This is a genomic window from Plantibacter sp. CFBP 13570 (assembly GCF_014841395.1).
GTDB lineage: Bacteria > Actinomycetota > Actinomycetes > Actinomycetales > Microbacteriaceae > Plantibacter > Plantibacter auratus.
Window position 1 is genome coordinate 1 of the sequence record NZ_JACYTW010000021.1, and the last position, 25,359, is coordinate 25,359.

Consider the following 25,359-nt stretch of genomic DNA (forward strand, 5'->3'; position numbering starts at 1 on the left):
GCTGAGTCGCCGAGCGCCGACGAGACGACCCCCGAGCAGACGCCGAGGCGTTCGCGCGGCAACCGCCGTGGTCGCGGACGCGATCGCGACCGCAACGCCGACGACGCCGAGCAGAACACGGCTGAGCAGGGCACCGGCGAGCAGGCCGGCGGCGAGCAGAACCGCGCCGCACAGAACGCCTCCGAGCAGGACTCGAACGACGACGCCGCGAACACGGACGCCGACGACACCCAGGACGGCGAGCAGCAGGACGGCCAGTCGTCCGGTGGGCGCCGCGGTCGTGGCCGAGGCCGCAACCAGAACAACGGCGGCCAGAACAACGGCAACCAGAACACCGGTGGCCAGAACGCCGACGCCGGCCAGAAGGCCGACGCCAAGCAGGAGCAGCAGGGGCAGAACCGCGGCAACCAGGGCGGTCAGGGCAACCAGGGTGCACCGGGCGACGACTCCGAGGGTCGTGGCGGCCGCAGCCGCTACCGCGACCGCAAGCGTCGCGGATCCGTGCAGAACGACGACGTCGAGCCTGAGATCGCCGAGGACGACGTCCTCATCCCGGTCGCCGGCATCCTCGACGTCCTCGACAACTACGCCTTCGTGCGCACCTCCGGCTACCTCCCGGGCACCAACGACGTCTACGTCTCGCTCGGCCAGGTGAAGAAGTACCACCTGCGCAAGGGCGACGCCGTCGTCGGGGCCATCCGTCAGCCGCGCGACAACGACAGCAGCAGCCGCCAGAAGTACAACGCGATCGTCAAGGTCGACTCCGTCAACGGCCTGTCCGTCGACGAGGCCGGCGCCCGCGTCGAGTTCGGCAAGCTGACCCCGCTGTACCCGCAGGAGCGCCTCCGTCTCGAGACGGAGCAGACGAAGCTCACGCAGCGCATCATCGACCTCGTCGCACCGATCGGCAAGGGCCAGCGCGGCCTGATCGTCGCCCCGCCGAAGGCCGGGAAGACCATCGTCCTGCAGCAGATCGCCAACGCGATCTCGATCAACAACCCTGAGGTCCACCTCATGGTCGTGCTCGTCGACGAGCGTCCCGAAGAGGTCACCGACATGCAGCGCACGGTGAAGGGTGAGGTCATCGCCTCCACCTTCGACCGTCCGGCCGAGGACCACACGACGGTCGCTGAACTCGCGATCGAGCGCGCCAAGCGTCTCGTCGAGCTCGGCCACGACGTCGTCGTGCTGCTCGACTCGATCACGCGTCTCGGTCGTGCCTACAACCTGGCCGCACCCGCCTCGGGTCGGATCCTCTCCGGCGGTGTCGACGCCGCGGCGCTGTACCCGCCGAAGCGTTTCTTCGGAGCCGCTCGCAACATCGAGAACGGCGGATCCCTCACGATCCTCGCGACCGCGCTCGTCGAGACCGGTTCCAAGATGGACGAGGTCATCTTCGAGGAGTTCAAGGGCACCGGCAACTCGGAGCTCCGGCTCTCGCGCCAGCTCGCCGACAAGCGGATCTTCCCGGCCGTGGACGTCAACGCGTCCTCGACCCGCCGCGAGGAGATGCTGCTCGCCCCCGACGAGGTCAAGGTCACCTGGAAGCTGCGTCGTGCCCTCGCCGGCCTCGACCAGCAGCAGGCCCTCGAGGTCGTCCTCGGCAAGCTGAAGGAGACCACGTCCAACGTGGAGTTCCTCGTCCAGATGCAGAAGTCGATGCCCGCACCGACCTCGCACAGCCACGGACACGAGAACAACCACCGCTAGCGGTCCCGACCGACCCCATCCGTACCCGCGCCGCACCGGCATCGGGAACGGGTGGGGTCGGTCCCGTTTCGCCCCCGGTGCCGCATGATGGTGATGAAGGAAGAGAACGATGTTCGAATCAGTTGAGACGCTCGTCGCCGAGCACAAGGATCTCCAGGATCAGCTCGCCGACCCGGCGGTCCACGCCGACCCCGCACGGTCGAAGAAGATCAACCGCCGCTACGCCGAGCTGTCGAAGATCATCGCGGCCTACCACACCTGGCAGGCGACGCAGGAGGACCTCGACGCCGCTCGGGAACTCGCCAAGGAGGACGAGGCGTTCGCCGAGGAGGTGCCGGTGCTCGAAGAGCTGCTGGTGACCAACCAGGAGAAGCTCCGCCGTCTACTCATCCCGCGCGACCCCGACGACGGCCGCGACGTCATCATGGAGATCAAGGGTGGCGAGGGCGGCGCCGAGAGCGCGCTCTTCGCCGCCGACCTGCTCCGGATGTACCTGCACTACGCGGAGTCCAAGGGGTGGAAGACCGAGCTCCTCGAACGCACCGAGAGCGACCTCGGCGGCTACAAGGACGTCCAGGTGGCGATCAAGTCGAACGCGACCGATCCGTCGCAGGGGGTCTGGGCGCACCTCAAGTACGAGGGCGGCGTGCACCGCGTGCAGCGTGTGCCGGCCACCGAGTCCCAGGGCCGCATCCACACCTCCACGACGGGTGTCCTCGTCTTCCCCGAGGTCGATGAGCCGGAGGAGGTCGAGATCAGCCAGAACGACCTGAAGATCGACGTCTACCGGTCGAGCGGCCCCGGCGGTCAGTCGGTCAACACCACGGACTCCGCGGTGCGTATCACCCACCTGCCGACCGGCATCGTGGTGTCGATGCAGAACGAGAAGAGCCAGCTGCAGAACCGTGAGGCAGGTATGCGCGTGCTCCGCGCCCGCATCCTCGCGCGTCAGCAGGAGGAGCAGGCGGCACTCGACAGCGCGGCCCGCAAGACGCAGATCCGCACGATGGACCGCTCCGAGCGCATCCGCACCTACAACTTCCCGGAGAACCGGATCGCCGACCACCGGACCGGGTACAAGGCCTACAACCTCGACGGCGTCATGAACGGCGCGCTCGGGCCGATCATCGAATCGGCGATCACCGCCGACGAGGAGGCACGCCTGGCCGACATCGGCGACCAGGACTAGGACTCGAAAGCGCAGTCGTGGTCGTCATCCCGCTCGGATGACGACCACGACTGAGCTTTCGTCGTTCAGCCGATGCGCAGTCGCTTCGTCGCGACCTTGTCGGCGAAGAACCGGTCGTGGCTGACCACGACGATGGCGCCGGGGAAGTGCACGAGTGCGCGTTCCATCACCTGCGTGCTCGCGAGGTCCAGGTGGTTCGTCGGCTCGTCGAGGAGGAGCACCGAAGCTCCGGAGAGCAGGCACTGGGCCATGGCGACGCGGGCGCGCTGCCCACCCGAGAGCATGCCGATCTTCTGCTTGAGGTCGGCGTCGGAGAACTGGAACATGCCGAGGAAGCGGTTCACCGACTTCTTCGTCGCCGCGAAGGCGAGGCTGTCGGGCATGGCGCCGACGGCGTGCGCGACCGTGTCGGTGAGGTCCAGCTCGTCGACCATCTGGTTGTAGGACGCGTATCGGACCCCGCCGGTCCAGGTGACGTGACCGGAGTCGGGGCGTTCGTCGCCCTCGAGGATCCGGAGGAAGGTGGACTTGCCCGCGCCGTTCGGTCCGTGGACGACGATGCGTTCGCGGCGGCCGATCTCGAGGTCGAGCCCGTCGAACAGCGTGTGCTCGCCGTAGGCCTTCGTGAGCCCCTGGATCCGGCAGAGCGTGTCCTTGATGTGCAGGCCGCCGTAGATGTCGGTGATGATGTCGTCGACCGGACGCGGCGGCCTGGCCTTCTTGATCTTCGCCAGCTGCGAGGAGAGGTCCTTCTTCCCGGCGGCCTTGGCCGCCTCGCGACGGTCCGAGATGCCCTCGGCCTCGAAGGCGAGCAGCTCGGACTCGTGGACGAACTGCGCCTCGAGGCTCTTGAGTCGGAACTGCTTCTGGACGACGTACTCGTCGAAGCTGCCGGGATACTCGTGGAGGTGGAAGTTCTCGACCTCGACGATGCGGGTGACCACGGCGTCGAGGAAGGTCCGGTCGTGCGAGACGACGATGGCCGCGCCGCGGAACGAGCCGAACCAGGATTCGAGCCACTCGACCCCCGCGACGTCGAGGAAGTTCGTCGGCTCGTCGAGGAGCAGGACGTCCGGGCGCTCGAGGAGGATCTTCGCGAGCGCCGCGCGGTTGCGCCAGCCGCCGGAGAGGGAGTCGATGGGGAGCACGCGGCGCGCGGCGTCGAAGCCGAGTGTGGTGAGGGCGGTGTCGATGTGGCGCTGGTAGTCCCAACCGTCCTGGCGCTCCATCTCCTCGAAGAGCTCGGCCTGCCGTTCGATGAGCTTCGTCATCCCGTCGAGGTCGTTCGGGTCGGCGGCGATCGCGGCGTCGATGGATGCGAGTTCCGCCTCGATGGCGTGGATGTGACCGAAGAGTCCTTCGAGGACCTCGGTGATGGTGGCGCTGCCGTCGAGCTCCGAGAACTGCGAGAAGTACCCGATCCGCGTCCCGTCCTCGATGGTCACGGTGCCGGAGTCCGGTTGGAGCTGGTCGAGCGCGAGCTTCAGGAGGGTGGACTTGCCGGAGCCGTTCCGGCCGATGAGCCCGACCCGGTCGCCTGGCTCGAGCCGGAAGAAGACGTCGCGGAGCACCGGGCGCTCCTCGAACCGGACGGTGACGTCGTGCAGGCGGATGAGACTCATGGGGACCTCTCGAGGAGCGGGGATGCGGGTGGGATGCGGGAGATCGTCGTCCGGGGGAGGCGTGGGCGACGGATCACCTCACCTCGCGCGGATCAGATGTGGTACTCGGGATCGAGCAACGCGAGACCGTGCGTGCCGCTCCCGCGCGGGCGCTCGACCGCCGGGACACCGAGCAGCAGGCTGCGGGGTGGGCACGCCTTGGTGACGACGGCGTTCGCGCCGACGATGGTCCCCGCACCGATCAGGATGGGCCCGAGGATCTTCGCCCCGGCTCCGACGGCGACGCCGTCACCGATCGTCGGGTGGCGCTTGCCGACGCCGCGGCTCTTCCCGCCGAGGGTCACGCCGTGGAAGATCATGACGTCCTCGCCCACCTCGGCCGTCTCGCCGATGACGACGCCCATGCCGTGGTCGATGAAGAACCGCCTGCCGATCCGGGCGCCCGGGTGGATCTCGATCCCGGTGAGGAACCGGGTGAACTGGGAGCCGAACCGGGCGAGGGTGCGGAAGCCGCGCCGCCACAGGCGATGGTGCAGCCGATATGCCCAGACGGCGTGCAGGCCGGAGTAGCTGAGTGCGATCTCGATGGTGCCGCGGGCCGCCGGATCGTGTGCGCGTGCGGCACCGATGTCCTCGCGGACCCGCGACAGCATTCCCATGCGTCGAGCCTAGTCGCGCAGGTCGTCGTACATCGTCGTCGACAGGTAGCGCTCGCCCGCGTCGGGGATGATGACGACGATCGTCTTGCCGGCCATCTCCGGCCGACGGCCGACTTCGAGGGCCGCCCACACCGCGGCGCCGGAGGACATGCCGCCGATGATGCCGTCGTCGGTCGCGAGGCGTCGTGCGGTCGCGTAGGCCGTGTCGGTCTCGACCGGGATGATCTCGCTGAACAAGGAGGTGTCGAGGATGTCGGGCACGAAGTTCGGGCCGATGCCCTGGATCTTGTGTCCACCGGCGCGACCCTCGCTGAGCAGCGGGGAGTCCGCGGGCTCCACGGCGATGATCTGCACATCGGGGTTGTGCTCGCGGAGCCAGCCGCCGACGCCCGTGATCGTCCCGCCCGTCCCGATGCCCGCGACGAACGCGTCGACCGTGCCGGCGGTGTCCTCCCAGATCTCGGGTGCGGTCGTCCGCCGGTGGATGGCGGGGTTCGCCTCGTTCTCGAACTGCCTGACCCAGACGGCGCCGGGGTTCTCGGCGACGATGCGCTGCGCCTCCTGCACGGCGTTCGCCATCCCCTTCGTCGGATCGGTGAGGACGAGCTCGGCACCGTAGGCGCGGAGGAGGGTCCGGCGTTCCTTGCTCATCGAGGCCGGCATCGTGAGGATGACCCGGTAGCCCCGGGCGGCTCCCACGAGGGCGAGCGCGATGCCGGTGTTCCCGCTCGTCGACTCGACGATGGTCCCTCCCGGCTGCAGCTGGCCCGAGGCCTCCGCCGCGTCGACGAGCGCGATGCCCAGGCGGTCCTTGACGCTCGATCCGGGATTGTAGAACTCCAGCTTCGCCAGGACGGTCGCGCCGACGCCCTCGGCGATGCGGTTCAGGCGGACGAGCGGGGTGCGCCCGTAGGCCTGGGTGATGTCGGTGTAGACGGTGCCGGTCACGGTGTTCCTCTTCCTCGAACGGGCTCGGTTCAGCCTACGACCTGGTCGATCGGCGGGGTCCCGTGTGACGACGAGGGTTACCGGCCCGCCGCCGCGCCGAGGCGGTGGGGTAGGCTCGGTGCGGCCCACCCGACCAGGCCGCCCCAGATGATGACCTCGCTCATGCCCAGCACCCCTTCCGCCGCCGCCGCAGACACCCCGTCCGCCGGCCACCCTGCGACCGTCGAACTCGCGCGCCAACACGCCGTCGAGATCCTCACCCGCGCAGCCGTGCCGTCACCCGACGTCGACGCGGAGCTCCTCCTCGGACACGTGCTCGGCCTCGGTCGTGGTGCCGTGCAGGCCGCGGCGATCACCGGTCGCGTGCTCGACGCCGAAGAGCGCACCGTGTTCGCCGAGCTGGTCGAGCGTCGGGCCGCGCGCGAACCGCTGCAGCACATCACCGGTCGCGCCGCGTTCCGTTCGATGGAACTCGCGGTCGGACCGGGCGTCTTCGTCCCGCGCCCCGAGACCGAGTCGGTCGTGCAGTTCGCGATCGACGCGCTCCGAGCCGTGCCGATCCCTCGGCCCATCGGCGTCGACCTCGGCACCGGCAGTGGAGCGATCGCGCTGGCGATGGCGACCGAAGTCCCGAACGCGGCGATCTACGCGACCGAGAACTCGGTCGAGGCGTTCATCTGGGCGAGACGGAACTTCGCCGAATCCGGTGCAGCCAACGCCACCGTGGTCTTCGAGCACCTCGCCGACGCCTTTCACGAGCTCGACGGCTCGGTGGACGTCGTGATCTCGAACCCTCCGTACGTCCCGGACGACGCGATCCCGCGCGATCCCGAAGTGCGTCTCCACGACCCCTCGGCCGCGCTGTACGGCGGGCCGGACGGTCTCGACGTGGTGCGCCAGGTGTCCGCCACCGCGCAGCGACTGCTCCACCGGGGCGGCACGCTCATCATCGAGCACGGTGAACTCCAGGGGCAGGCCATCCGCGAGCTGCTCACGGCCGACGGCTGGCACGCTGCGGCGACGCACCGCGACCTCACCACCCGCGACCGCACCACCATCGCGATCCGCTGACGCGTCGCGAGCCCGCGCTTCTCAGCTCCGTAGGCCCCTCTTCCGGTCCCTGAGCCTGTCGAAGGGCGAGTCCGAGCCGTGGATCCGCCGCCCTTCGACAAGCTCAGGGACCGATGGGTCGGCTCAGGGACCGATGGGTCGGCTCAGGGACCGGTGGTTCGGTTCGGTGGCCGGTGGGACGCACCGCCCGGTGGGCCGAGTCAGGGTGTGGCCGCCACGAAGGCGTCGACCGCGGCGTCGAGTCCCGCGACGTCGAAGGCACCTGAGGCGTCCTTCGTCAGTTGGAACGCGTGCATCCCCACGGCCTCGGCGCCCACGCAGTTCGCTGCGGAGTCGTCGATGAGCATGGTGCGGCCGGGTGCGACGCCGTACCGGCTGAGCGCGCGGGTGTAGACACGGGGCTCGGGCTTCTCCGCTCCGAGGACGGCGGACACGAGGTCGTTCTCGCCGAGGAGGGCTGCGGCCTCGGGAGCCAGCTGCGCGAAGGAGTCCCGGAACGGGATCGGATTGTTCGACAGCAGGGAGACCGTGCCGAGGGTCGCGGCACGGGCGAGGGTGGCCAGGACGCCGGGAACCGGGGTCATCGCCGCCGCACGGGCCTCGCGCCACTCCTCGAGTGACAGTGGGTACCCGGTGACCTCGGCGAACACCGCCAGATAGTCGTCACTCGTCGGGTACTCGCCGATGTTGGCCGCGGCCTCGTGGCCGCCGACCCACCACTGCTTCGCGAGCCGGTACTGGCTCACACCCGTCAACCGGGAGAGCGCCGGGAGGCGTTTCCGGAAGTCGTAGTCGTACAGGGTCTTGTCGCAGTCGAAGAAGAACACACGCTCTGGCACCACTCCAGTATGCGGCCCCGGGCTCCCAGGACCGGACGCGGGCAGCACGTAGACTGACCAGGCGCGTCGGGCCCACGTCCGTCGTGCCTCGGCGGTGCCGTCCCCGCCGCCGGAGAGGGTGAACCGTGGACCGTCCTGTGACCGCCTGCATCGTCATGTACCGGAACGATCGCGACAAGCTGCGTGCGGCCATCGACTCGACCCTCGGGAGCCCGCTCGTCGAGACGCTCTACCTCGTCGACAACTCGCCGACGGACGAGCTCCGCGACCTCGTGGTCGACCCGCGGGTCGAGTACCTGCACAACCCCTCGAACCCCGGCTTCGGCGCCGCCCACAACCTCGCGATCGCGAAGGTCCTCGGGCGCTCGAAGTTCCACATGGTGGTCAACCCGGACGTGTACTTCGAGCCGGAGGCGATCGAGCAGCTCCACGAGTTCATGCTCGAGCACCCCGAGGTCGGGCACGTCATGCCGAAGGTGCTGTACCCCGACGGATCCCTCCAGTACCTGGTGAAGCGGAACCCCTCCGTCTTCGACCTGTTCGCCCGCCGATTCCTGCCCGGTCCGCTGAAGCCGCTCGTCGCGAAGCGCATGGCCCGCTACGAGTACCGCGACATCGACGAGAACCCGGCGCACGACTACAGCAAGACGATGTTCGACGTGCCCTACCTCTCGGGGTGCTTCATGTTCCTCCGGACCTCGACCCTGCACCGCGTCGGCTTCTTCGACGAGCGGATCTTCATGTACATCGAGGACGCCGACCTCACCCGACGCTTCCTCCAGGTGTCCCGGACCGCGTACTACCCCGGCGCGACGATCCACCACCACTTCGCGAAGGGCTCGCATCACAACCGGAAGCTGATGTGGTACTCGATCCAGGGGGCCTTCGTCTACTTCCGCACGTGGGGATGGTTCGGACGATGAGCCGGGTGCTCGTGACCGGTGCGACCGGCTTCATCGGGACGAACCTCGTCCCCGTCCTCGAGGCGGCCGGACACGAGGTCGTGCCGTTCTCGTTGCGCGGGTGGACGGGGGAGCCCTTCCCCGCGGATGTCGATGTCGTGGTGAACCTCGCCGGGAAGGCGCACGACCTCGACGGCACCGCCTCTCCCGAGGTGTACCGCCGGATCAACACCGACCTCGCCGAACGCGCGTACGTCGCCTTCCTGGCGTCGGACGCCGCCACCTTCATCCAGCTGAGCAGCGTCGCCGCGGTGAACGAGGCGACGGTCGACGGCGTGCTCGACGAGTCCGCCGAGCCCCACCCGGTGACCGCGTACGGGAAGTCGAAGCTCGCAGCCGAGCGGCTCCTGCTCGCCGTCGAACCGCCCGCCGGTCGCCGGACGATCGTCCTCCGTCCGACGATGGTGCACGGGCCGGGGGACAAGGGCAACCTGCGCCTCCTGTTCGGTCTGCTGTCCCGCGGTATCCCGTACCCGCTCGACGCCTTCCGCAACGAGCGCAGCTTCGTGTCGATCCAGAACCTCACGTGGGCGATCACGAGCATCATCGACACGCCCGCCGTCACGACGGGTGTCTACCTCGTCGCCGACGACGAGCCCGTGTCGACGGGGCACCTCGTCACCCTCATCGGCGAGGTCACCGGTCGCCGGGTCCGTCGCCTGGCGCTCCCACCGGCCCTCGTGCGGTTGGCGGCCGCCGTCGGCGATCGCGTCCCCGCCGTGCCGCTCAACTCCGGGCGTCTCGCGAAGCTCACCGAGGACTACCGCGTCTCCGGAGCCCGACTGCTCGGTGCACTCGGGCACGAGCGCATGCCGACGGCGACGGACGACGGTCTCCGGTCCTCGATCGCAGCGCTCGCCGCGGAGCGCGGTGCGCCCGGCCCCGACGCGCAGTCCGTGCGCAGCCAACGCGAAGCCGGCGATCGGTAGGATCGACACGTTATGACCTCCACGCTCCCCGACGCCCCCCGTAGATGGACGCAGGCGCCCGGTCCTCGTTTCGCCGCGAAGACCGCCCTCGACGCACTGTGCTGGGTGCTCGCCATCGTGGTCGCCCAGCTCGTCCGGTTCGAGCTCGAGTACGAGCGCGTGGCCCTCGTCGGGACGGTCCTCCTGTGCGTCATCGCCGTGGTCGCCCAGCTCGTCGTGGCCTACCTGTGGAGCTACTACCACGGCCTGCACAGCTTCGGCAGCTTCTACGAGGCGAAACAGCTCATCGTCGTCGCGCTGATCGTCACCGCGATCCTCATCGCGGTCAACGCGGTGTTCGGCGTCGCGTGGGGGGTTCCACGGTCCACCACGGTGATCGCGTTCCCGTTCGCGATCGTCTTCATGGGCATCACGCGCTACGTCAAGCGACTCTTCGTCGACAGCCGCAGCCGGCCGATCGAGGCGCAGCGCGTCCTCGTCTACGGAGCCGGTGCGCTCGGGATGTCGATCATCCCTCGGCTCATGCGCGACCCGCAGTCGCCCTACCTCCCGGTGGGTGTCATCGACGACGACCCCTCGAAGCGCAACTTCCGCATCGCCTCCGTCGCCGTGGTCGGCACGGGAGCCGACCTGGTGGCGGCCGTCAAGCGCACCGGGGCGCAGGCGCTCATCATCAGCATCGCGGACGTCGACAACGACTTCATCCGCCAGGTCAGTGAGCGAGCCGACGAGGCGAAGCTCCGGGTGCTCGTCGTGCCGCCCATCGACACGATGCTGGCTCCCGGGACGGGCGAGAGCGCGCCGAGCCTGCGCGACCTCAACGTCGAGGACTTCATCGGCCGCAACACCGTCGACCTGCAGGTCGAGAGCATCGCGGGGTACCTCACCGGCAAGCGCGTGCTCGTCACCGGTGCCGGCGGATCCATCGGCTCCGAGATCGCCCGGCAGGTCAACCAGTTCGGTCCGGCGGAGCTCGTCCTGCTTGACCGCGACGAGACGGGGCTCCACACCACGCAGCTCTCGATCTCCGGGCACGGTCTGCTCGACACCAAGGAGGTCGTGCTCGCCGACATCCGCGACCTCCCGTCGCTCATGGAGATCTTCGAGGACCGCCGTCCCGACGTCGTCTTCCACGCGGCAGCACTGAAGCACGCTCCGATGCTCGAGCAGTACCCCGACGAGGCCTGGAAGAACAACGTCCTCGGCACCCTGAACGTGCTGAACGCGGCGCGGGCCGTCGGCGTCGGCACCTTCGTCAACATCTCGACCGACAAGGCCGCGAACCCGACGACCGTCCTCGGCTACAGCAAGCGCATCGCCGAGAAGCTCACCGCCTGGATGAGTGCCCAGGAGACCGACGCACGGTACCTCTCGGTCCGGTTCGGCAACGTCATCGGCAGCAGAGGCTCCGCCATCCCGGCGTTCACCGCCCAGATCGAGGCCGGCGGTCCGGTCACGGTCACGCATCCCGACGTCACCCGCTTCTTCATGACGATCCCCGAAGCGTCGAAGCTCGTCATCCAGGCCGGCGCGATCGGCGACCCGGGCGAGGTCCTCATCCTCGACATGGGCCGTCCGGTCCGCATCCTCGACGTCGCCAAGCGCATGATCGCCGCGTCCGGCAAGGACGTCGAGATCGTGTACACCGGTCTCCGGCACGGCGAGAAGCTGCACGAGGTCCTCATCGACACCGACGAGATCGCCGACCGCTCGAAGCACCCGAAGGTCTCGCACACGCGGATCCAGCCGCTCGACCCGGCACTGCTCGACATCGCCGTCTGGCGGGAGACGATCGCCGACGAGGGCGCCGGCACCCACCACCTGGTGCAATGACGGTTGCCATCCTGGCGGGGGTGCTCGCGCTCGTCGTGAGCCTGCTGTCCCAGCTCGCCATCCGCCCGATCCTCATCCGTCGGTCGGTCGTCGACACCCCGAACCACCGATCCATGCACGTCACCCCGACGATCCGCGGGGGAGGGATCGGCGTCGCCGTCGCGGTCGCCGTCGGTCTCGGCACGGCGGCGGTCCTGCTCCACAGCCTGCCGCTCTGGATCGTCGCCGCCGTGTCGGTCGTGAACGCTGCCATCGGAGCCGTGGAGGACGTCCGCGGACTCCCCGTCCGGGTGCGCTTCGGGTTGCAGGTCGTGCTCGGACTCGTGGCGACCTGGGTGCTCGTCGTGTCGATGGCCGCGAGTTTCTGGTGGATCCCGCTCGGGATCCTGGCACTCGTCGCTTACACGAACATCGCGAACTTCATGGACGGCGTCAACGGCATCTCCTCGATGCACGGCACGGTCGTCGGCGGGTTCTACGCCGGTCTCGGCGCCGTGGCCGGTCTCCCGGGCGTCACGGCAGCCGGCCTCGTCGTGGCGGCCGCGTTCCTCGGGTTCCTGCCGTGGAACCTCGCTCGGCGCCGGATGTTCCTGGGCGACGTCGGCAGCTACCTCCTCGGCGGCTCCCTCGTCGCGGTCGCCATCTACGCGGCCTTCAGCGGTATCTCCTTCGTCGCGCTGATCGGCCCGGTCCTCGTGTACGTCGCGGACACCGGGACGACGATCATCGCGCGCTGGCGGCGGGGGGAGCCGCTGCACGAGGCACATCGCAGCCACGTGTACCAGCGTCTCGCCGCCGGCGGACTCGGTCACCTCGGGTCCACCGCCGTCGTCAGCGTCGCGACCCTCGCCACCGGACTCCTCGGGGTGGTCGTCGCGACCGGCGCCTGGCCCTTCCAGGTCCTCGCCGTCCTCGGCATCCTGCTCGTCCTCGCCGTCTACCTGTGCCTGCCCAGACTGCTCGGAAGACGCCCGAGGCTATGATTGAGCGTCGTCACCCCGATCATCCGGCCGACTGATCACCGATCGGCGGCCCCGTTCAGCCAGGACCCACCACATGCCGCAGACCTTCGATTGCCAGGATCACGCGCAGCTGCTCGCCGGGATGCGCCTGGCGCGGACGGCCCTGGCGAGGGGTGAGCTGGTCGTGCTCCCGACCGACACGGTCTACGGGGTGGCCGCCGACGCGTTCTCGCCGGCCGCGGTACAGCGCCTGCTCGACGCGAAGGGTCGGACCCGGCAGTCACCGCCGCCCGTCCTCGTCTCGGGTGTGAACACGCTCGAGGCCTTGGCGGCGTCCGTGCCCGATGCCGTGCACCGGCTGGTCGAGGCGTTCTGGCCCGGCGGCCTGACCATCGTGCTCGAGGCCCAGCCGTCGCTCGCCTGGGACCTCGGCGAGACCGCCGGTACGGTCGCGCTCCGGATGCCGTCGAACCCGGTGACCCTCGAACTCCTGCAGGACACGGGCCCGCTCGCGGTCTCCTCGGCGAACCTCACCGGCCGACCGGCCGCCACCTCCGCCGCTGCCGCGCTCGAGATGCTCGGCGACTCGGTCTCGGTCTACCTCGACGGCGGCGAGAGCGGCGAGCAGTCGTCGACGATCATCGACGCGACCCGACTCGGCACGGCCGACGAACGGATCGTCGTCCTGCGCGATGGAGCCGTCTCCCGCGAGGCGATCCGCGGCGTGGTGGGCGATCTGCTCCCCGAGCCGCGCGAACCATGAACCAGTTCTCCGGGTACCTCATCGTGCTCGTCGTGAGCGCGGGCATCACCTTCGGCTTCGCACACCTCGCGCGGCGGGTCGGTGTGAAGTACGGTCTCCACCCGCCGATCCGCGAACGGGACGTCCACCAGACGCCGACGCCGCGCCTCGGTGGGGTCGCGATGTTCATCGGCATCCTCGTCGCGTTCGGCGTGGCCTGGCAGCTGCCCTTCTTCGACCTCGTGTTCGCCGATCCGGAGCCGGTGCTGGCGATCCTCGGTGCCGCCCTGTTCATCGTCGGCATCGGTGTCGCCGACGACCTGTGGGACCTCGACTGGATGATCAAGCTCGCCGCGCAGTTCATGGCGGCAGGGCTCGTCGCCTGGCTCGGTGTGCAGATCTACTCCCTACCCATCGGTGGACTGACGGTCGGTTCGTCGTGGGTGTCCTTCTCGATGACGGTCTTCGCCATCGTGCTCGTGATGAACGCGATCAACTTCGTCGACGGACTCGACGGGCTCGTCGCCGGTGTCGCCGTCATCGCGAACACCGTGTTCTTCGTCTACACCCAGCTGCTCGTGACCTCCACCGGGGCGAGCGACTACTTCAACCTCGCTTCGCTGATCGCCGCGATCCTCGTCGGTGCGTGCCTCGGCTTCCTCCCGCTCAACTGGCACCCCGCCCGACTGTTCATGGGCGATGCCGGTGCGCTGCTCGTGGGGCTGCTCATGGCGACCTCCGCAGCCGCCGTGACCGGCCAGGTCGACCCGGCTGCCCTGGGCCGCACGCAACTCTTGCCCGCGTTCATCCCGATCCTGCTGCCGTTCGCCATCCTGGTCGTGCCGCTCGCCGACTTCGTGCTGGCCGTCCTCCGTCGTCTCCGCGCCGGCAAGTCGCCGTTCAGCGCCGACCGGATGCACCTCCACCACCGGCTGCTCGACCTCGGTCACAGCCAGGTGCACGCCGTCCTCATCTTCTACGGCTGGACGGTCGTCATCTCCGTCGGATGCCTGGCGTTCTTCGCGGCCCCGACCTGGCTGGCCGTGCTCTTCGTCACCGTGGGCGTCGTCACCTGCACGGCGTTCACGCTCCTGCCGATCGGTCGCCGCAGGCGGGCCGACCGGCTCGCGCAGCGCGTGGCCGCCGGCACGGAGGGCGCTCCCGGGTCGGCGCTGTACGATCGGCTCGACGAGGCCTCCGGGCAGCGCGACCCCGAGGCGCCCGTGAGCGGCGACACCCTCGACACCCTCGACTCTCTCGCCAAGAAGGACCAGCACCCATGACTCCTCCCGCCCAGGCCGGCTCGCACGCGAGCGCCAACCGGGTCTTCCGCACGGCACTCCGGTACAGCGCGCTCCTCGCGCTCGTGATCGCCGTCGTCGGGGGAGTGGTCGGCTGGAGCGTCGACGGTTCCCGCGGCCTCACGAGTGCGCTCATCGGCACCGCGATGGCGCTCGTGTTCCTCGGCATCACCTCGGTGAGCATCCTCTTCGCCAACCGCTGGTCCGGCCAGGAGTTCTTCGTCGGCATCCTGTTCGGGGTGGTGATGGGCAGCTGGCTCGTGAAGTTCGTCATCTTCCTCGTGCTCGGCTTCATCCTGAAGGACCAGCCGTGGGTCAACGCACCGATCCTGTTCGGGAGCGTCATCGTCGGTGTCGTCGGATCGCTCGTGATCGACGCCGTCGTGGCGGCGAAGGTGCGGGTGCCCTACGTCTCGGACGACATCCTCCCGAAGGCGTCGCCGCAGGACTCCGACCAGGGCTGACGCTGCGGACGCATCCAGGTCGCGCGGGAGCATGCCGGAACCGGTATCCGAGGCACAGCCGAGGTCCCAGCTCGGAATATAGCCGTGGAATACCACCCCTGGGTTCGTCGGGGCCGGGTTTCCTTGCTAGACTCGTCAACGAATCCTCCCACTAGCACCGCTTCGGCGTGCGGCGAGGAGACATCCCCCCTGTTCGTCGCCGCGAGAGCTCTGCTCCACGCCCCCGAAACTGGAGATACGTGCTGTTCGCTAACGCCGTGCACCTGATCGCACCGATGGCCGCCGAAGATGGCGAGTTCCACGGTCCGTCGATCGACGAGTTCTTCCCCGACATCATCCTCTTCGAGGGCACGCCCTTCGCGATCAACCGGGTCATCCTGATCCGGTTCATCGCGGTGATCGCCCTCCTCCTGTTCTTCTGGCTGTCGACGCGCAAGATGCGCCTCGTCCCCGGCCGCGCGCAGAGCCTCGCCGAGATGGGGCTCGGCTTCGTCCGCGTCAACATCGCGGAAGACCTGCTCGGCAAGAAGGACGGCCTCCGGTTCCTGCCGATCCTGACGACCATCTTCTTCATGGTCCTCGCGATGAACCTGACGGGCATCATCCCCGGGCTGAACCTGGCCGGTACCTCGGTCATCGGTGTCCCGTTGGTGCTCGCACTGGTGTCCTACGTCACCTTCATCTACGCCGGTATCAAGAAGAGCCCGGGCAAGTTCTTCAAGAACTCCCTCTTCCCCTCCGGGGTGCCGTGGCCGGTGTACATCATCGTCACGCCGATCGAGCTCATCTCGACCTTCGTCATCCGCCCGCTCACGCTGACGCTCCGACTCCTCATGAACATGATCGTCGGGCACCTGCTCCTCGTGCTGTTCTTCGCGGCGACGCAGTTCTTCATCGTGAACCTCGGCGGATGGTTCGCCCTGATGGGTGTCGGGACGCTGGCCTTCGGCCTCGTCTTCACCCTCTTCGAACTCCTGGTCGCAGTTCTCCAGGCCTACGTCTTCACCCTCCTCACCGCGGTCTACATCCAGCTCGCGGTCGCAGAAGAGCACTAATCGAGCCCGGCACCCGCCAGGTCTCACCCAACGGAAGGAAACAAACGTGGACGCAACTACCGTTCTCGCCGCCCTTGAAGGAAACATCGCGACGGTCGGTTACGGTCTCGCAGCCATCGGCCCCGCCATCGGTGTGGGTATCGTCGTCGGCAAGACGATCGAAGGCACCGCGCGTCAGCCCGAGCTGGGTGGTCGTCTCCAGGTCCTCATGTGGATCGGTATCGCCTTCACCGAGGCGCTCGCCTTCATCGGCATCGCGACCTACTTCATCTTCGTCTAAGCCCCCTTTCACATCTCCGAAGGAGGCAAGATGTTTGATGCAGTGATCATCGCTGCTGAAGAGGGCGCTCCGACGAACCCTCTCATCCCAGCGGTCTACGACATCGTCTGGTCTGCCGTCGTCTTCATCATCATCCTCGGCTTCTTCTGGAAGCTGGTCCTGCCCAAGGTGCAGAAGCTCCTCGACGACCGCGCAGCGGCCATCGAGGGCAACATCGCCAAGGCCGATGAAGCGCAGAAGCAGGCCGAAGCGGCGCTCGAGCAGTACAACGCTCAGCTCGCCGAGGCCCGTCAGGAAGCCGGCCGCATCCGCGAGCAGGCTCGTGTCGAGGGTCAGACGATCCTCGCCGAGCTCAAGGAGCAGGCCACGGTCGAAGCCGCTCGCGTCACCGCGAGCGCTCAGGCACAGATCGAAGCCGAGCGTCAGGCGGCCGTCGTGTCGCTGCGTGCCGAGGTCGGCACGCTCGCGCTCGACCTCGCCAGTGGCGTCATCGGCGAGACGCTGAACGACGACGCGAAGGCCACGGCGGTCGTCGACCGGTTCCTCGCGGACCTCGAAGCGTCGGAGAAGGCAGCCAAGTAATGGGAAGCGCGACCAGAGAAGCACTCGCCTCGTCGAAGGAGGCCCTCGCCGCCCTCGGCGCCGGGGCCGATCTGGCCACCGCGGACGGACTGTTCGCAGCGGGCCGGGCCATCGGCGGCTCGAGCCACCTGAGCGCGGCGCTCAGCGACCCCGCAGCCGACGCCGGTGCCAAGCGCACCGTCGTCGAGCGGATCTTCGGCACCCAGCTGAGCGCGCAGGCGCTCGGCCTGCTGCAGACCGTCGTCTCCGGCCGCTGGTCCAGCGAGGCCGACCTGCTCGCAGGCATCGAGGAGCTCGGCCTCCGGGCCGCCTCGATCTCCGCCGGTGCGCAGGGCGACATCGAGGCCGAGTTGTTCGAGTTCGGGAAGCTCGTGTCGAGCAACCACGAGCTCGAACTCGCGCTCAGCAGCAAGCTCGGTTCGTCCGCTGCGAAGGGCGCCCTGGCGGCGTCCCTCCTCGCGGGCAAGGCGAGCCCGCAGACCGTCAGCATCGTCGGTCAGCTCGTGCAGCAGCCGCGAGACCGTCGGATCGGAGAACTGCTCCGGCACGCATCAGGCATCGTCGCCGACCAGCAGGGCCTCGCGGTCGCCACGGTCACGGCAGCCGCACCGATCGAGGCGTCGCAGCTCCAGCGCCTCGAGCGCCACCTCGCCACGGCCTACGGCCGTCAGGTGAAGATCAACCAGGTGATCGACCCCGCCGTCGTCGGTGGACTGCGCGTGCAGCTCGGGGACGACGTCATCGACGGCAGCCTCGCTGCCCGACTGAACGACCTCCGTCTGCAACTGGCCGGATAACGGCCCGTGCAGCGCGGGGACCGGCCCGACGGTCTCCACAACTCAAGACGTTGATCCTGACGGATCGCACCTCTCGGAACCCCCGGGTTCCACAACCAAAAGGAACATGATGGCAGAACTCACGATCAGCCCAGACGAGATCCGGGATGCTCTCAAGGACTTCGTCAAGGCCTACGAGCCCGGCACCGCCGCGGCCACCGAGGTCGGACGCGTGATCGATGCCGCTGACGGCATCGCCCACGTCGAGGGCCTCCCGGGCGCCATGGCGAACGAGCTCCTCCGCTTCGCGAACGGCACCCTCGGCCTCGCGCTGAACCTCGACGAGCACGAGATCGGCGTCGTCGTCCTCGGTGAGTTCGACGAGATCGTCGAAGGCATGGACGTCACCCGCACGGGCGAGGTCCTCTCGGTCCCCGTCGGCGACGGCTACCTCGGCCGTGTCGTCGACACGCTCGGCAACCCGATCGACGGCCTCGGCGAGATCGCCAGCACCGGCCGCCGCGCACTGGAGCTCCAGGCTCCCGGCGTCATGCAGCGCAAGTCGGTTCACGAGCCGCTCCAGACCGGCATCAAGGCGATCGACGCCATGATCCCCGTCGGCCGTGGCCAGCGCCAGCTCATCATCGGCGACCGCCAGACCGGCAAGACCGCGATCGCGATCGACACCATCATCAACCAGAAGGCCAACTGGGAGTCGGGCGACGTCAACAAGCAGGTCCGCTGCATCTACGTCGCCATCGGCCAGAAGGGCTCGACCATCGCCTCCGTCAAGGGTGCGCTGGAAGAGGCCGGCGCGCTCGAGTACACGACGATCGTCGCCTCGCCTGCGTCCGACCCGGCCGGCTTCAAGTACCTCGCTCCGTACACCGGCTCGGCCATCGGCCAGCACTGGATGTACGAGGGCAAGCACGTCCTGATCATCTTCGACGACCTGTCGAAGCAGGCCGAGGCCTACCGTGCCGTCTCCCTCCTCCTCCGTCGTCCGCCGGGACGCGAGGCCTACCCGGGTGACGTCTTCTACCTGCACTCCCGTCTGCTGGAGCGTTGCGCGAAGCTGTCCGACGAACTCGGCGCCGGTTCGATGACGGGTCTGCCGATCATCGAGACCAAGGCGAACGACGTCTCGGCGTACATCCCGACCAACGTGATCTCGATCACCGACGGTCAGATCTTCCTGCAGTCCGACCTCTTCAACTCCAACCAGCGCCCCGCGGTCGACGTCGGTATCTCCGTCTCGCGCGTCGGTGGTGACGCTCAGGTGAAGAGCATCAAGAAGGTCTCCGGAACGCTGAAGCTCGAGCTCGCGCAGTACCGCTCGCTCGAGGCGTTCGCGATGTTCGCCTCGGACCTCGACGCGGCCAGCCGCCGTCAGCTCGCCCGAGGCGCCCGCCTCACCGAGCTGCTCAAGCAGCCGCAGTACTCGCCGTACCCCGTCGAGGAGCAGGTCGTCTCGATCTGGGCCGGAACCAAGGGCAAGCTGGACGACGTCCCGGTCGAGGACGTCCTCCGCTTCGAGCGCGAACTGCTCGACTACCTGGGTCGGAACACCGAGGTCCTCACCACGCTGCGCGACACGAACGTGCTCGACGACGACACCGTCTCGAAGCTCGATGCCGCTGTCGACCAGTTCAAGCTCGAGTTCCAGACGGGCGAGGGCGCTGCCCTCGGTTCGGAGCAGGTCGAGGAGCTCCCGGTTGAAGACGTCAACCAGGAGAAGATCGTGAAGGGTCGCCGCTAGTCCATGGGCGCTCAACTCCGGGTCTACACGCAGAAGATCAAGTCTGCGCAGACGACCAAGAAGATCACGAAGGCGATGGAGCTCATCGCCGCGTCGCGCATCCAGAAGGCGCAGGCGCGGGTGGCGGCATCCGGACCCTATTCTCGTGCGATCACTCGTGCCGTGTCCGCCGTCGCGACGTACTCCAACGTCGACCACGTGCTCACGACCGAGCCGGAGAAGGTTGAGCGGGCTGCGGTCGTCGTGTTCGCATCCGACCGAGGCCTCGCCGGCGCCTTCAACTCGCAGGTCCTCCGTGAGGCCGCCGAGCTGACCGAGCTCCTGCGTAGCCAGGGTAAGGACGTCACGCACTACCTCGTGGGCCGGAAGGCCGTCGCCTACTTCACGTTCCGACGGATGCAGGCTGCAGGGGAGTGGGTCGGCAACACGGAGAACCCCGACTTCGCCACGGCGCAGGAGATCAGCGAGTCCATCCTCAAGGCGTTCCTCACGGACGCCTCCGAGGGTGGCGTCGACGAGATCCACATCGTCTACAACCGCCTCGTGAGCATGATGACGCAGACCCCCGAGGTCGTCCGTCTCCTGCCGCTCGAGGTCGTCGAAGGCGTCGAGGAGCCCACCGACACCGCTGTGCTGCCGCTGTACGAGTTCGAGCCGGATGCCGAGAGCGTGCTCGATGCACTGCTCCCGAACTACATCGAGAGCCGGATCTTCAACGCGCTGTTGCAGTCCTCCGCCGCGAAGCACGCCGCGACGCAGAAGGCGATGAAGTCGGCCAGCGACAACGCCGACAAGCTCATCACCGACTACACCCGCCTCCGCAACAACGCGAGGCAGGCCGAGATCACCCAGCAGATTTCCGAAATCGTTGGCGGCGCAGACGCGCTCTCGTCCTAGTCATCGCAACACGCACACGTATCTGTAGAGACAGAGAAGAGAAGAACATGACTCCCACCGCAACTGCCGAGCAGGGCGCTGCAGAGGTGAAGGCCGGCGCCGTCGGCCGCATCTCCCGCGTCACCGGCCCGGTCGTCGACATCGAGTTCCCGCACGACGCGATCCCGGGCATCTACAACGCCCTGAAGACCAGCGTCGTGATCGGCGAGCAGACGATGGTCCTCACGCTCGAGGTCGCACAGCACCTCGGCGACGACCTCGTGCGCGCCATCGCCCTGAACCCGACGGACGGCCTCGTCCGCGGCCAGGAGGTCACCGACACGGGTTCGCCCATCTCGGTGCCCGTCGGCGACGTCACCAAGGGCAAGGTCTTCAACGTCATCGGCGAGGTGCTCAACGCCGAGCCCGGCGAGCAGATCGAGATCACCGAGCGCTGGCCGATCCACCGCCAGCCGCCGTCGTTCGACCAGCTCGAATCGAAGACGCAGCTGTTCGAGACCGGCATCAAGGTCATCGACCTCCTGACGCCGTACGTCCTCGGTGGCAAGATCGGTCTGTTCGGTGGTGCCGGTGTCGGCAAGACCGTCCTCATCCAGGAGATGATCCAGCGCGTCGCGCAGGACCACGGTGGTGTGTCGGTGTTCGCCGGCGTCGGTGAGCGCACCCGTGAGGGCAACGACCTCATCCACGAGATGGAAGAGGCGGGTGTCTTCGAGAAGACGGCCCTCGTGTTCGGCCAGATGGACGAGCCGCCGGGAACGCGTCTCCGCGTCGCCCTCTCCGCGCTGACGATGGCGGAGTACTTCCGCGACGTCCAGAAGCAGGACGTGCTGCTCTTCATCGACAACATCTTCCGCTTCACCCAGGCCGGTTCCGAGGTGTCGACCCTGCTCGGTCGTATGCCGTCCGCCGTGGGGTACCAGCCGAACCTCGCAGACGAGATGGGTCTCCTCCAGGAGCGCATCACCTCGACGCGTGGTCACTCGATCACCTCGCTGCAGGCGATCTACGTCCCCGCCGACGACTACACCGACCCGGCACCGGCGACCACCTTCGCGCACCTCGACGCGACGACCGAGCTCTCCCGTGAGATCGCGTCGAAGGGTCTGTACCCGGCCGTCGACCCGCTGACCTCGACGAGCCGTATCCTCGACCCCCGCTACCTGGGTGCCGACCACTACCGCGTCGCCACCACGGTCAAGCAGATCCTCCAGAAGAACAAGGAACTGCAGGAGATCATCGCCATCCTCGGTGTCGATGAGCTCTCCGAGGAAGACAAGATCACGGTGTCGCGTGCGCGCCGGATCCAGCAGTTCCTCTCGCAGAACACCTACATGGCGAAGAAGTTCACCGGTGTCGAGGGTTCGACCGTTCCGCTCAAGGAGACGATCGAGTCGTTCGACGCCATCGCTAAGGGTGAGTTCGACCACGTGGCCGAGCAGGCCTTCTTCAACGTCGGTGCCATCTCCGACGTCGAAGAGAAGTGGGCTCAGATCCAGAAGGAGAACGGCTAGTCATGGCCTCCGCTCCTCTGACCGTGAGCGTCGTCGCGGCCGACCACGAAGTGTGGTCGGGCCCGGCACGCCAGTTGATCGCGAAGACCGTCGACGGCGAGATCGGTATCCTGCCCGGCCACGAGCCGATGCTGGCCATCCTCGCCGCCGGTGAGGTCCGTGTCACGCTCGAAGACGGCTCGAAGATCGTCGCGAACGCTGAAGACGGCTTCCTGTCGGTCGAGAACAACACCGTCACCGTCGTGGCCGGCAACGCCACGCTCGTGACCAGCTCCTGATTCGGTGCTGATCCTCCTTCCCCCTTCGGAGACGAAGCGGGACGGCGGCGACGGACGAGCCCTGGACACCGCCCTGCTGCGGTTTCCAGGGCTCTCCTCGTCCCGGAACGATGTCGTTGACACCCTGGTGTCGCTCGCTGCCGATGAGACCGCGACGGTCAAGGCCCTGAAGCTCGGTCCCAAGCAGCTCGGTGAGGTCCAGCGCAACCGCGTGGCGGCGACGTCCGCGACGATGCCGGCGATCGACCGGTACACGGGGGTGCTGTACGACGCGCTCGAAGCAGACACGCTCTCAGCGGACGCGCGACGCTTCGCCGCTGAGCACCTGGTCGTGCACTCGGCGTTGCTCGGCCCGGTCGGCGCGCTCGATCCCATTCCGGCCTATCGGCTCTCCCACGACTCCAGGCTCCCGGGGTTCGTGCTCAAACGGCACTGGGCGGGGCCCGTCGCCCGCGAGTTGAACGTCGTCCCGGGTGTCCTGTTGGACCTGCGCTCGGAAGGCTACGCGGCGCTCGGGCCGTTGCCGGACCGCGTCGGGGCCGTCTACCTGCGTGTGCTCACGGTCGGCGACGATGGCCGCCGCCGCGCGCTCAACCACTTCAACAAGCAGGGCAAGGGCCGGTTCACCCGCGCGCTGTTGGAGGCCGGTGTCGACCACCCTGATGTCGACTCGTTGCTCGACTGGGCGCGATCGACCGGATGGGTGCTCGACGTCCACGCCCGTGCCGACGACGGTCGGGCGACCGAGCTCGCACTCGTCGTCTGACCCCTTCGGATCAGGGAGCGCTGTCGGAGCGCCAGCAGCCGACGAGGTGGTCGTCGACGAGGCCTCCGGACTGCATGAGGGCGTACATCGTCGTCGGGCCCACGAAGCGGTAGCCGCGCTTCCGCAGGTGGGCACTGAGTGCGGTGGACTCGGGGGTCACCGCGGGGACCTCGGTCCACTGGGCGAACCGCGCGGGCCGTGGCGGGGGAGCGAAGCTCCAGAGGAGCTCGTCCAGGTCGTCGCCCAGCTCGAGGGCTGTGCGGGCATTGCCGATGACCGCGTTGATCTTCCCGCGGTGGCGGATGATCCGGGCGTCATCGAGCAGGCTCTCGACATCCGCCTCCGTCATGGCTGCGACGGCGTCGAGGTCGAAGCCGTGGAACCGTTCCCGGAACGCCGGTCGCTTCCGAAGGATCGTGATCCAGGAGAGCCCGGCCTGGAACCCTTCGAGACTGATCTTCTCGAAGACCTGCCGCTGTCCGTGGAGCGGCACGCCCCACTCCTCGTCGTGATAGCGCTGGTACTCCGCGTCCGTCCCGGCCCAGGCGCAGCGGGTCAGGCCGTCGGTGCCGACGATGGTCGGGGAGGCTGGACTCATCGGCGGTACGGGATCCCTTCGTGGTCGAGGAGCCAGCGTTTGGTGGCCGGTCCGTCTCCGCCAGAATAGCCCGTCACGATCCGCCCGGTTCCGAGGACGCGATGACAGGGGATGAGGAGCGCGATGGTGTTCGCCCGAACCGCCTGGCCGGCCGCCCGGCCGCCCTGCGGGGCACCGGCCGCGGCCGCAAGGGCGCCGTACCCGATGGTGTCGCCGAACGGCACTTCGCCGAGTGCCGACCAGACCGCCTGCTGGAACGGCGTGCCGGTCGTGACGAGCGGGAGGTCGAACACGGTGCGTCGTCCGCGGAAGTACTCGTCGATCTGCTCCGCGGCGTCGAGGAGGACCGCGGTGGGGCGTTCGTCCACCCCGTCGAGTGGGAGTCGCCCGTGGTGCTCGAAGCGCACGGCTGAGACCGCGTCGTCGACGGAGCGGAGCTCGATCCGCCCCACCGGTGTCGGCATCCTGAGGAAGCCCTCGGCGGTCGGGTCGGCGATGACGGAGCAGGGGAGTACGGGATCGGTGATGGTGAGGTGTGTGGTCATGCACCGAGCGTAGGAAGCCCGTGATCGGCGCGATGCGTCGCGTGGGCCTGGCCGCGGCGTCGGGGGCCGACGGGTGCCTGTGGAGGACGCTCGGGCTAGCCTGGATGCATGTCTGATCTCAACTATCGCCCACTCGGTCGCAGCGGCCTCCTCGTCTCAGCGGTCGGTATCGGCTGCAACAACTTCGGACGCGAGGGCACGGTCACCGAGAGCCTGGACGGCACGCGAGCCGTCGTCGACACGGCGATCGACGCCGGGGTCACCCTCTTCGACACCGCGGACATCTACGGCCGGGAGTACGGGCTGAGCGAAGAACTCCTCGGGCAGGCGATCGCCGGGCGGCGGGATGAGATCGTGCTCGCTACCAAGTTCGGCCATGTGGACTACGAGAGCCCGATTCCGAACTGGGGGGCCAAGGGCTCCCGTCGCTACATCCGGCTCGCGGTCGAGGGCTCGCTCCGCCGTCTGGGCACCGACTGGATCGACCTGTACCAGCTGCACACCCCCGACCCGTTCACGCCGATCGAGGAGACGATCGCGGCCCTGGACGAGCTCGTCCAGGAGGGGAAGATCCGCTACGCCGGCCACTCGAACTTCGCCGGTTGGCAGCTGACCGAGGCGGACTGGGCGGCTCGTACCGCCGGCCACCCCGCCTTCATCTCGGCCCAGAACGAGTACAGCCTGCTCGTCCGGGGCGCGGAGCGCGAGCTGTTCCCGGCCATGCGCGCCGCCGGTGTCGGCTTCCTCCCGTACTTCCCGCTCTACAACGGCCTGTTCACGGGGAAGTTCTCCCGCGACGGCGGGCCGGCCGACAGCCGCATCATGCGCCAGCGCAAGCACCTCCTCGACACGGCGCCCTGGGATGCGATCGAGGCCTACCAGGCCTTCTGCGACGAGCGCGGCATCTCCATGCTCGAGGCGACCTTCGGCTGGTTGCTCGCTCAGGACGGGCTCACGAGTGTCATCGCCGGTGCGACCACTCCGCAACAGATCCGCGCGAACGCCGCGGCCGGTTCGGCGTGGTCGCCGACCGCCGAGGAAGCGGCCTGGATCTCGGACCGCTTCCCCGTCGGTTGAG

Annotated in this window: 26 protein-coding genes; 20 read left to right on the plus strand and 6 right to left on the minus strand. The window is 68.4% G+C overall.

What is annotated here, in order from left to right; translation table 11 throughout:
* Together rho and prfA are read left to right on the plus strand one after the other, a co-directional pair.
* On the plus strand, positions 1-1,710 hold a 1,710-nt coding region (gene rho, locus IFT89_RS09140), incomplete at its 5' end, for a transcription termination factor Rho (RefSeq protein ID WP_202938796.1).
* A gap of 109 nt (positions 1,711-1,819) precedes the next feature.
* On the plus strand, positions 1,820-2,899 hold the full coding sequence (gene prfA, locus IFT89_RS09145) for a peptide chain release factor 1 (RefSeq protein ID WP_071262434.1): 1,080 nt from the start codon (positions 1,820-1,822) through the stop codon (positions 2,897-2,899).
* 65 nt (positions 2,900-2,964) lie between these two features.
* Here prfA and IFT89_RS09150 read toward each other — a convergent pair whose 3' ends face one another.
* From IFT89_RS09150 to cysK, 3 genes are all read right to left on the minus strand, one after another.
* The gene (locus IFT89_RS09150) at positions 2,965-4,521 is read right to left on the minus strand and encodes an ABC-F family ATP-binding cassette domain-containing protein (protein WP_202938797.1); all 1,557 of its coding nucleotides are present in this window, start codon (positions 4,519-4,521) and stop codon (positions 2,965-2,967) included.
* A 92-nt stretch (positions 4,522-4,613) separates the two neighbouring features.
* Positions 4,614-5,180, minus strand: a complete 567-nt coding sequence (gene epsC, locus IFT89_RS09155; RefSeq protein ID WP_192018552.1) for a serine O-acetyltransferase EpsC — start codon at positions 5,178-5,180, stop codon at positions 4,614-4,616.
* A 9-nt stretch (positions 5,181-5,189) separates the two neighbouring features.
* A complete protein-coding gene (cysK, locus tag IFT89_RS09160; RefSeq protein WP_064295302.1) occupies positions 5,190-6,128 on the minus strand; it encodes a cysteine synthase A in 939 nt (312 codons plus the stop codon).
* Positions 6,129-6,290: 162 nt separating this feature from the next.
* On the opposite strand from cysK, the gene prmC reads away from it, so the two are divergent.
* Positions 6,291-7,199 carry a peptide chain release factor N(5)-glutamine methyltransferase gene (gene prmC / locus IFT89_RS09165; RefSeq protein ID WP_244650672.1) on the plus strand — a complete coding sequence of 303 codons (909 nt, stop codon included), beginning with the start codon at positions 6,291-6,293 and terminating at the stop codon, positions 7,197-7,199.
* A 200-nt stretch (positions 7,200-7,399) separates the two neighbouring features.
* Here prmC and IFT89_RS09170 read toward each other — a convergent pair whose 3' ends face one another.
* The gene (locus IFT89_RS09170) at positions 7,400-8,038 is read right to left on the minus strand and encodes an HAD-IA family hydrolase (RefSeq protein ID WP_307783483.1); all 639 of its coding nucleotides are present in this window, start codon (positions 8,036-8,038) and stop codon (positions 7,400-7,402) included.
* Positions 8,039-8,163: 125 nt separating this feature from the next.
* Between IFT89_RS09170 and IFT89_RS09175 the strand changes: the two genes are divergently transcribed.
* From IFT89_RS09175 to IFT89_RS09250, 16 genes are all read left to right on the plus strand, one after another.
* Entirely contained in the window at positions 8,164-8,961 is a 798-nt protein-coding gene (locus IFT89_RS09175; protein WP_139382577.1) for a glycosyltransferase family 2 protein, read from the plus strand.
* The gene (locus IFT89_RS09180) at positions 8,958-9,929 is read left to right on the plus strand and encodes an NAD-dependent epimerase/dehydratase family protein (RefSeq protein WP_191941409.1); all 972 of its coding nucleotides are present in this window, start codon (positions 8,958-8,960) and stop codon (positions 9,927-9,929) included. Before IFT89_RS09175 ends, IFT89_RS09180 begins: the two co-directional genes overlap by 4 nt.
* Positions 9,930-9,941: 12 nt before the next feature.
* The gene (locus IFT89_RS09185; protein WP_079002758.1) at positions 9,942-11,762 is read left to right on the plus strand and encodes a polysaccharide biosynthesis protein; all 1,821 of its coding nucleotides are present in this window, start codon (positions 9,942-9,944) and stop codon (positions 11,760-11,762) included.
* Entirely contained in the window at positions 11,759-12,745 is a 987-nt protein-coding gene (locus tag IFT89_RS09190; protein ID WP_137243295.1) for an MraY family glycosyltransferase, read from the plus strand. Before IFT89_RS09185 ends, IFT89_RS09190 begins: the two co-directional genes overlap by 4 nt.
* Positions 12,746-12,818: 73 nt before the next feature.
* Positions 12,819-13,487 carry an L-threonylcarbamoyladenylate synthase gene (locus IFT89_RS09195; protein ID WP_079707193.1) on the plus strand — a complete coding sequence of 223 codons (669 nt, stop codon included), beginning with the start codon at positions 12,819-12,821 and terminating at the stop codon, positions 13,485-13,487.
* On the plus strand, positions 13,484-14,749 hold the full coding sequence (locus IFT89_RS09200; RefSeq protein WP_191941406.1) for an MraY family glycosyltransferase: 1,266 nt from the start codon (positions 13,484-13,486) through the stop codon (positions 14,747-14,749). Before IFT89_RS09195 ends, IFT89_RS09200 begins: the two co-directional genes overlap by 4 nt.
* Entirely contained in the window at positions 14,746-15,231 is a 486-nt protein-coding gene (locus tag IFT89_RS09205; RefSeq protein ID WP_085513235.1) for a hypothetical protein, read from the plus strand. The genes IFT89_RS09200 and IFT89_RS09205 overlap by 4 nt, the downstream gene beginning before the upstream one ends.
* A 275-nt stretch (positions 15,232-15,506) precedes the next feature.
* A complete protein-coding gene (atpB, locus tag IFT89_RS09210) occupies positions 15,507-16,286 on the plus strand; it encodes a F0F1 ATP synthase subunit A (RefSeq protein ID WP_175117868.1) in 780 nt (259 codons plus the stop codon).
* A 46-nt stretch (positions 16,287-16,332) separates the two neighbouring features.
* The gene (gene atpE / locus IFT89_RS09215; RefSeq protein WP_064295310.1) at positions 16,333-16,566 is read left to right on the plus strand and encodes an ATP synthase F0 subunit C; all 234 of its coding nucleotides are present in this window, start codon (positions 16,333-16,335) and stop codon (positions 16,564-16,566) included.
* A gap of 30 nt (positions 16,567-16,596) precedes the next feature.
* The gene (locus IFT89_RS09220; RefSeq protein WP_064295311.1) at positions 16,597-17,148 is read left to right on the plus strand and encodes a F0F1 ATP synthase subunit B; all 552 of its coding nucleotides are present in this window, start codon (positions 16,597-16,599) and stop codon (positions 17,146-17,148) included.
* The gene (locus IFT89_RS09225; protein WP_192018554.1) at positions 17,148-17,945 is read left to right on the plus strand and encodes a F0F1 ATP synthase subunit delta; all 798 of its coding nucleotides are present in this window, start codon (positions 17,148-17,150) and stop codon (positions 17,943-17,945) included. The genes IFT89_RS09220 and IFT89_RS09225 overlap by 1 nt, the downstream gene beginning before the upstream one ends.
* Before the next feature lie 109 nt (positions 17,946-18,054).
* A complete protein-coding gene (atpA, locus tag IFT89_RS09230) occupies positions 18,055-19,683 on the plus strand; it encodes a F0F1 ATP synthase subunit alpha (protein ID WP_071262368.1) in 1,629 nt (542 codons plus the stop codon).
* A 3-nt stretch (positions 19,684-19,686) separates the two neighbouring features.
* Entirely contained in the window at positions 19,687-20,580 is an 894-nt protein-coding gene (locus tag IFT89_RS09235) for a F0F1 ATP synthase subunit gamma (RefSeq protein WP_064295314.1), read from the plus strand.
* 47 nt (positions 20,581-20,627) lie between these two features.
* The gene (atpD, locus tag IFT89_RS09240; protein WP_064295315.1) at positions 20,628-22,094 is read left to right on the plus strand and encodes a F0F1 ATP synthase subunit beta; all 1,467 of its coding nucleotides are present in this window, start codon (positions 20,628-20,630) and stop codon (positions 22,092-22,094) included.
* 2 nt (positions 22,095-22,096) lie between these two features.
* Positions 22,097-22,372, plus strand: a complete 276-nt coding sequence (locus IFT89_RS09245) for a F0F1 ATP synthase subunit epsilon (protein WP_064295316.1) — start codon at positions 22,097-22,099, stop codon at positions 22,370-22,372.
* A 4-nt stretch (positions 22,373-22,376) separates the two neighbouring features.
* Positions 22,377-23,138, plus strand: coding sequence for a YaaA family protein (locus IFT89_RS09250; protein ID WP_202938799.1), 762 nt, complete (start codon positions 22,377-22,379; stop codon positions 23,136-23,138).
* 10 nt (positions 23,139-23,148) lie between these two features.
* Here the strand turns inward: IFT89_RS09250 and IFT89_RS09255 are convergent, their stop codons facing one another.
* Positions 23,149-23,736: a DNA-3-methyladenine glycosylase I gene (locus IFT89_RS09255; RefSeq protein ID WP_194645563.1), complete on the minus strand. Its 588-nt coding sequence runs from the start codon at positions 23,734-23,736 to the stop codon at positions 23,149-23,151.
* A complete protein-coding gene (locus tag IFT89_RS09260) occupies positions 23,733-24,281 on the minus strand; it encodes a methylated-DNA--[protein]-cysteine S-methyltransferase (protein ID WP_228501987.1) in 549 nt (182 codons plus the stop codon). Before IFT89_RS09260 ends, IFT89_RS09255 begins: the two co-directional genes overlap by 4 nt.
* 108 nt (positions 24,282-24,389) lie before the next feature.
* On the opposite strand from IFT89_RS09260, the gene IFT89_RS09265 reads away from it, so the two are divergent.
* On the plus strand, positions 24,390-25,358 hold the full coding sequence (locus tag IFT89_RS09265) for an aldo/keto reductase (RefSeq protein WP_191941402.1): 969 nt from the start codon (positions 24,390-24,392) through the stop codon (positions 25,356-25,358).
* Position 25,359: the final 1 nt, after the last annotated feature.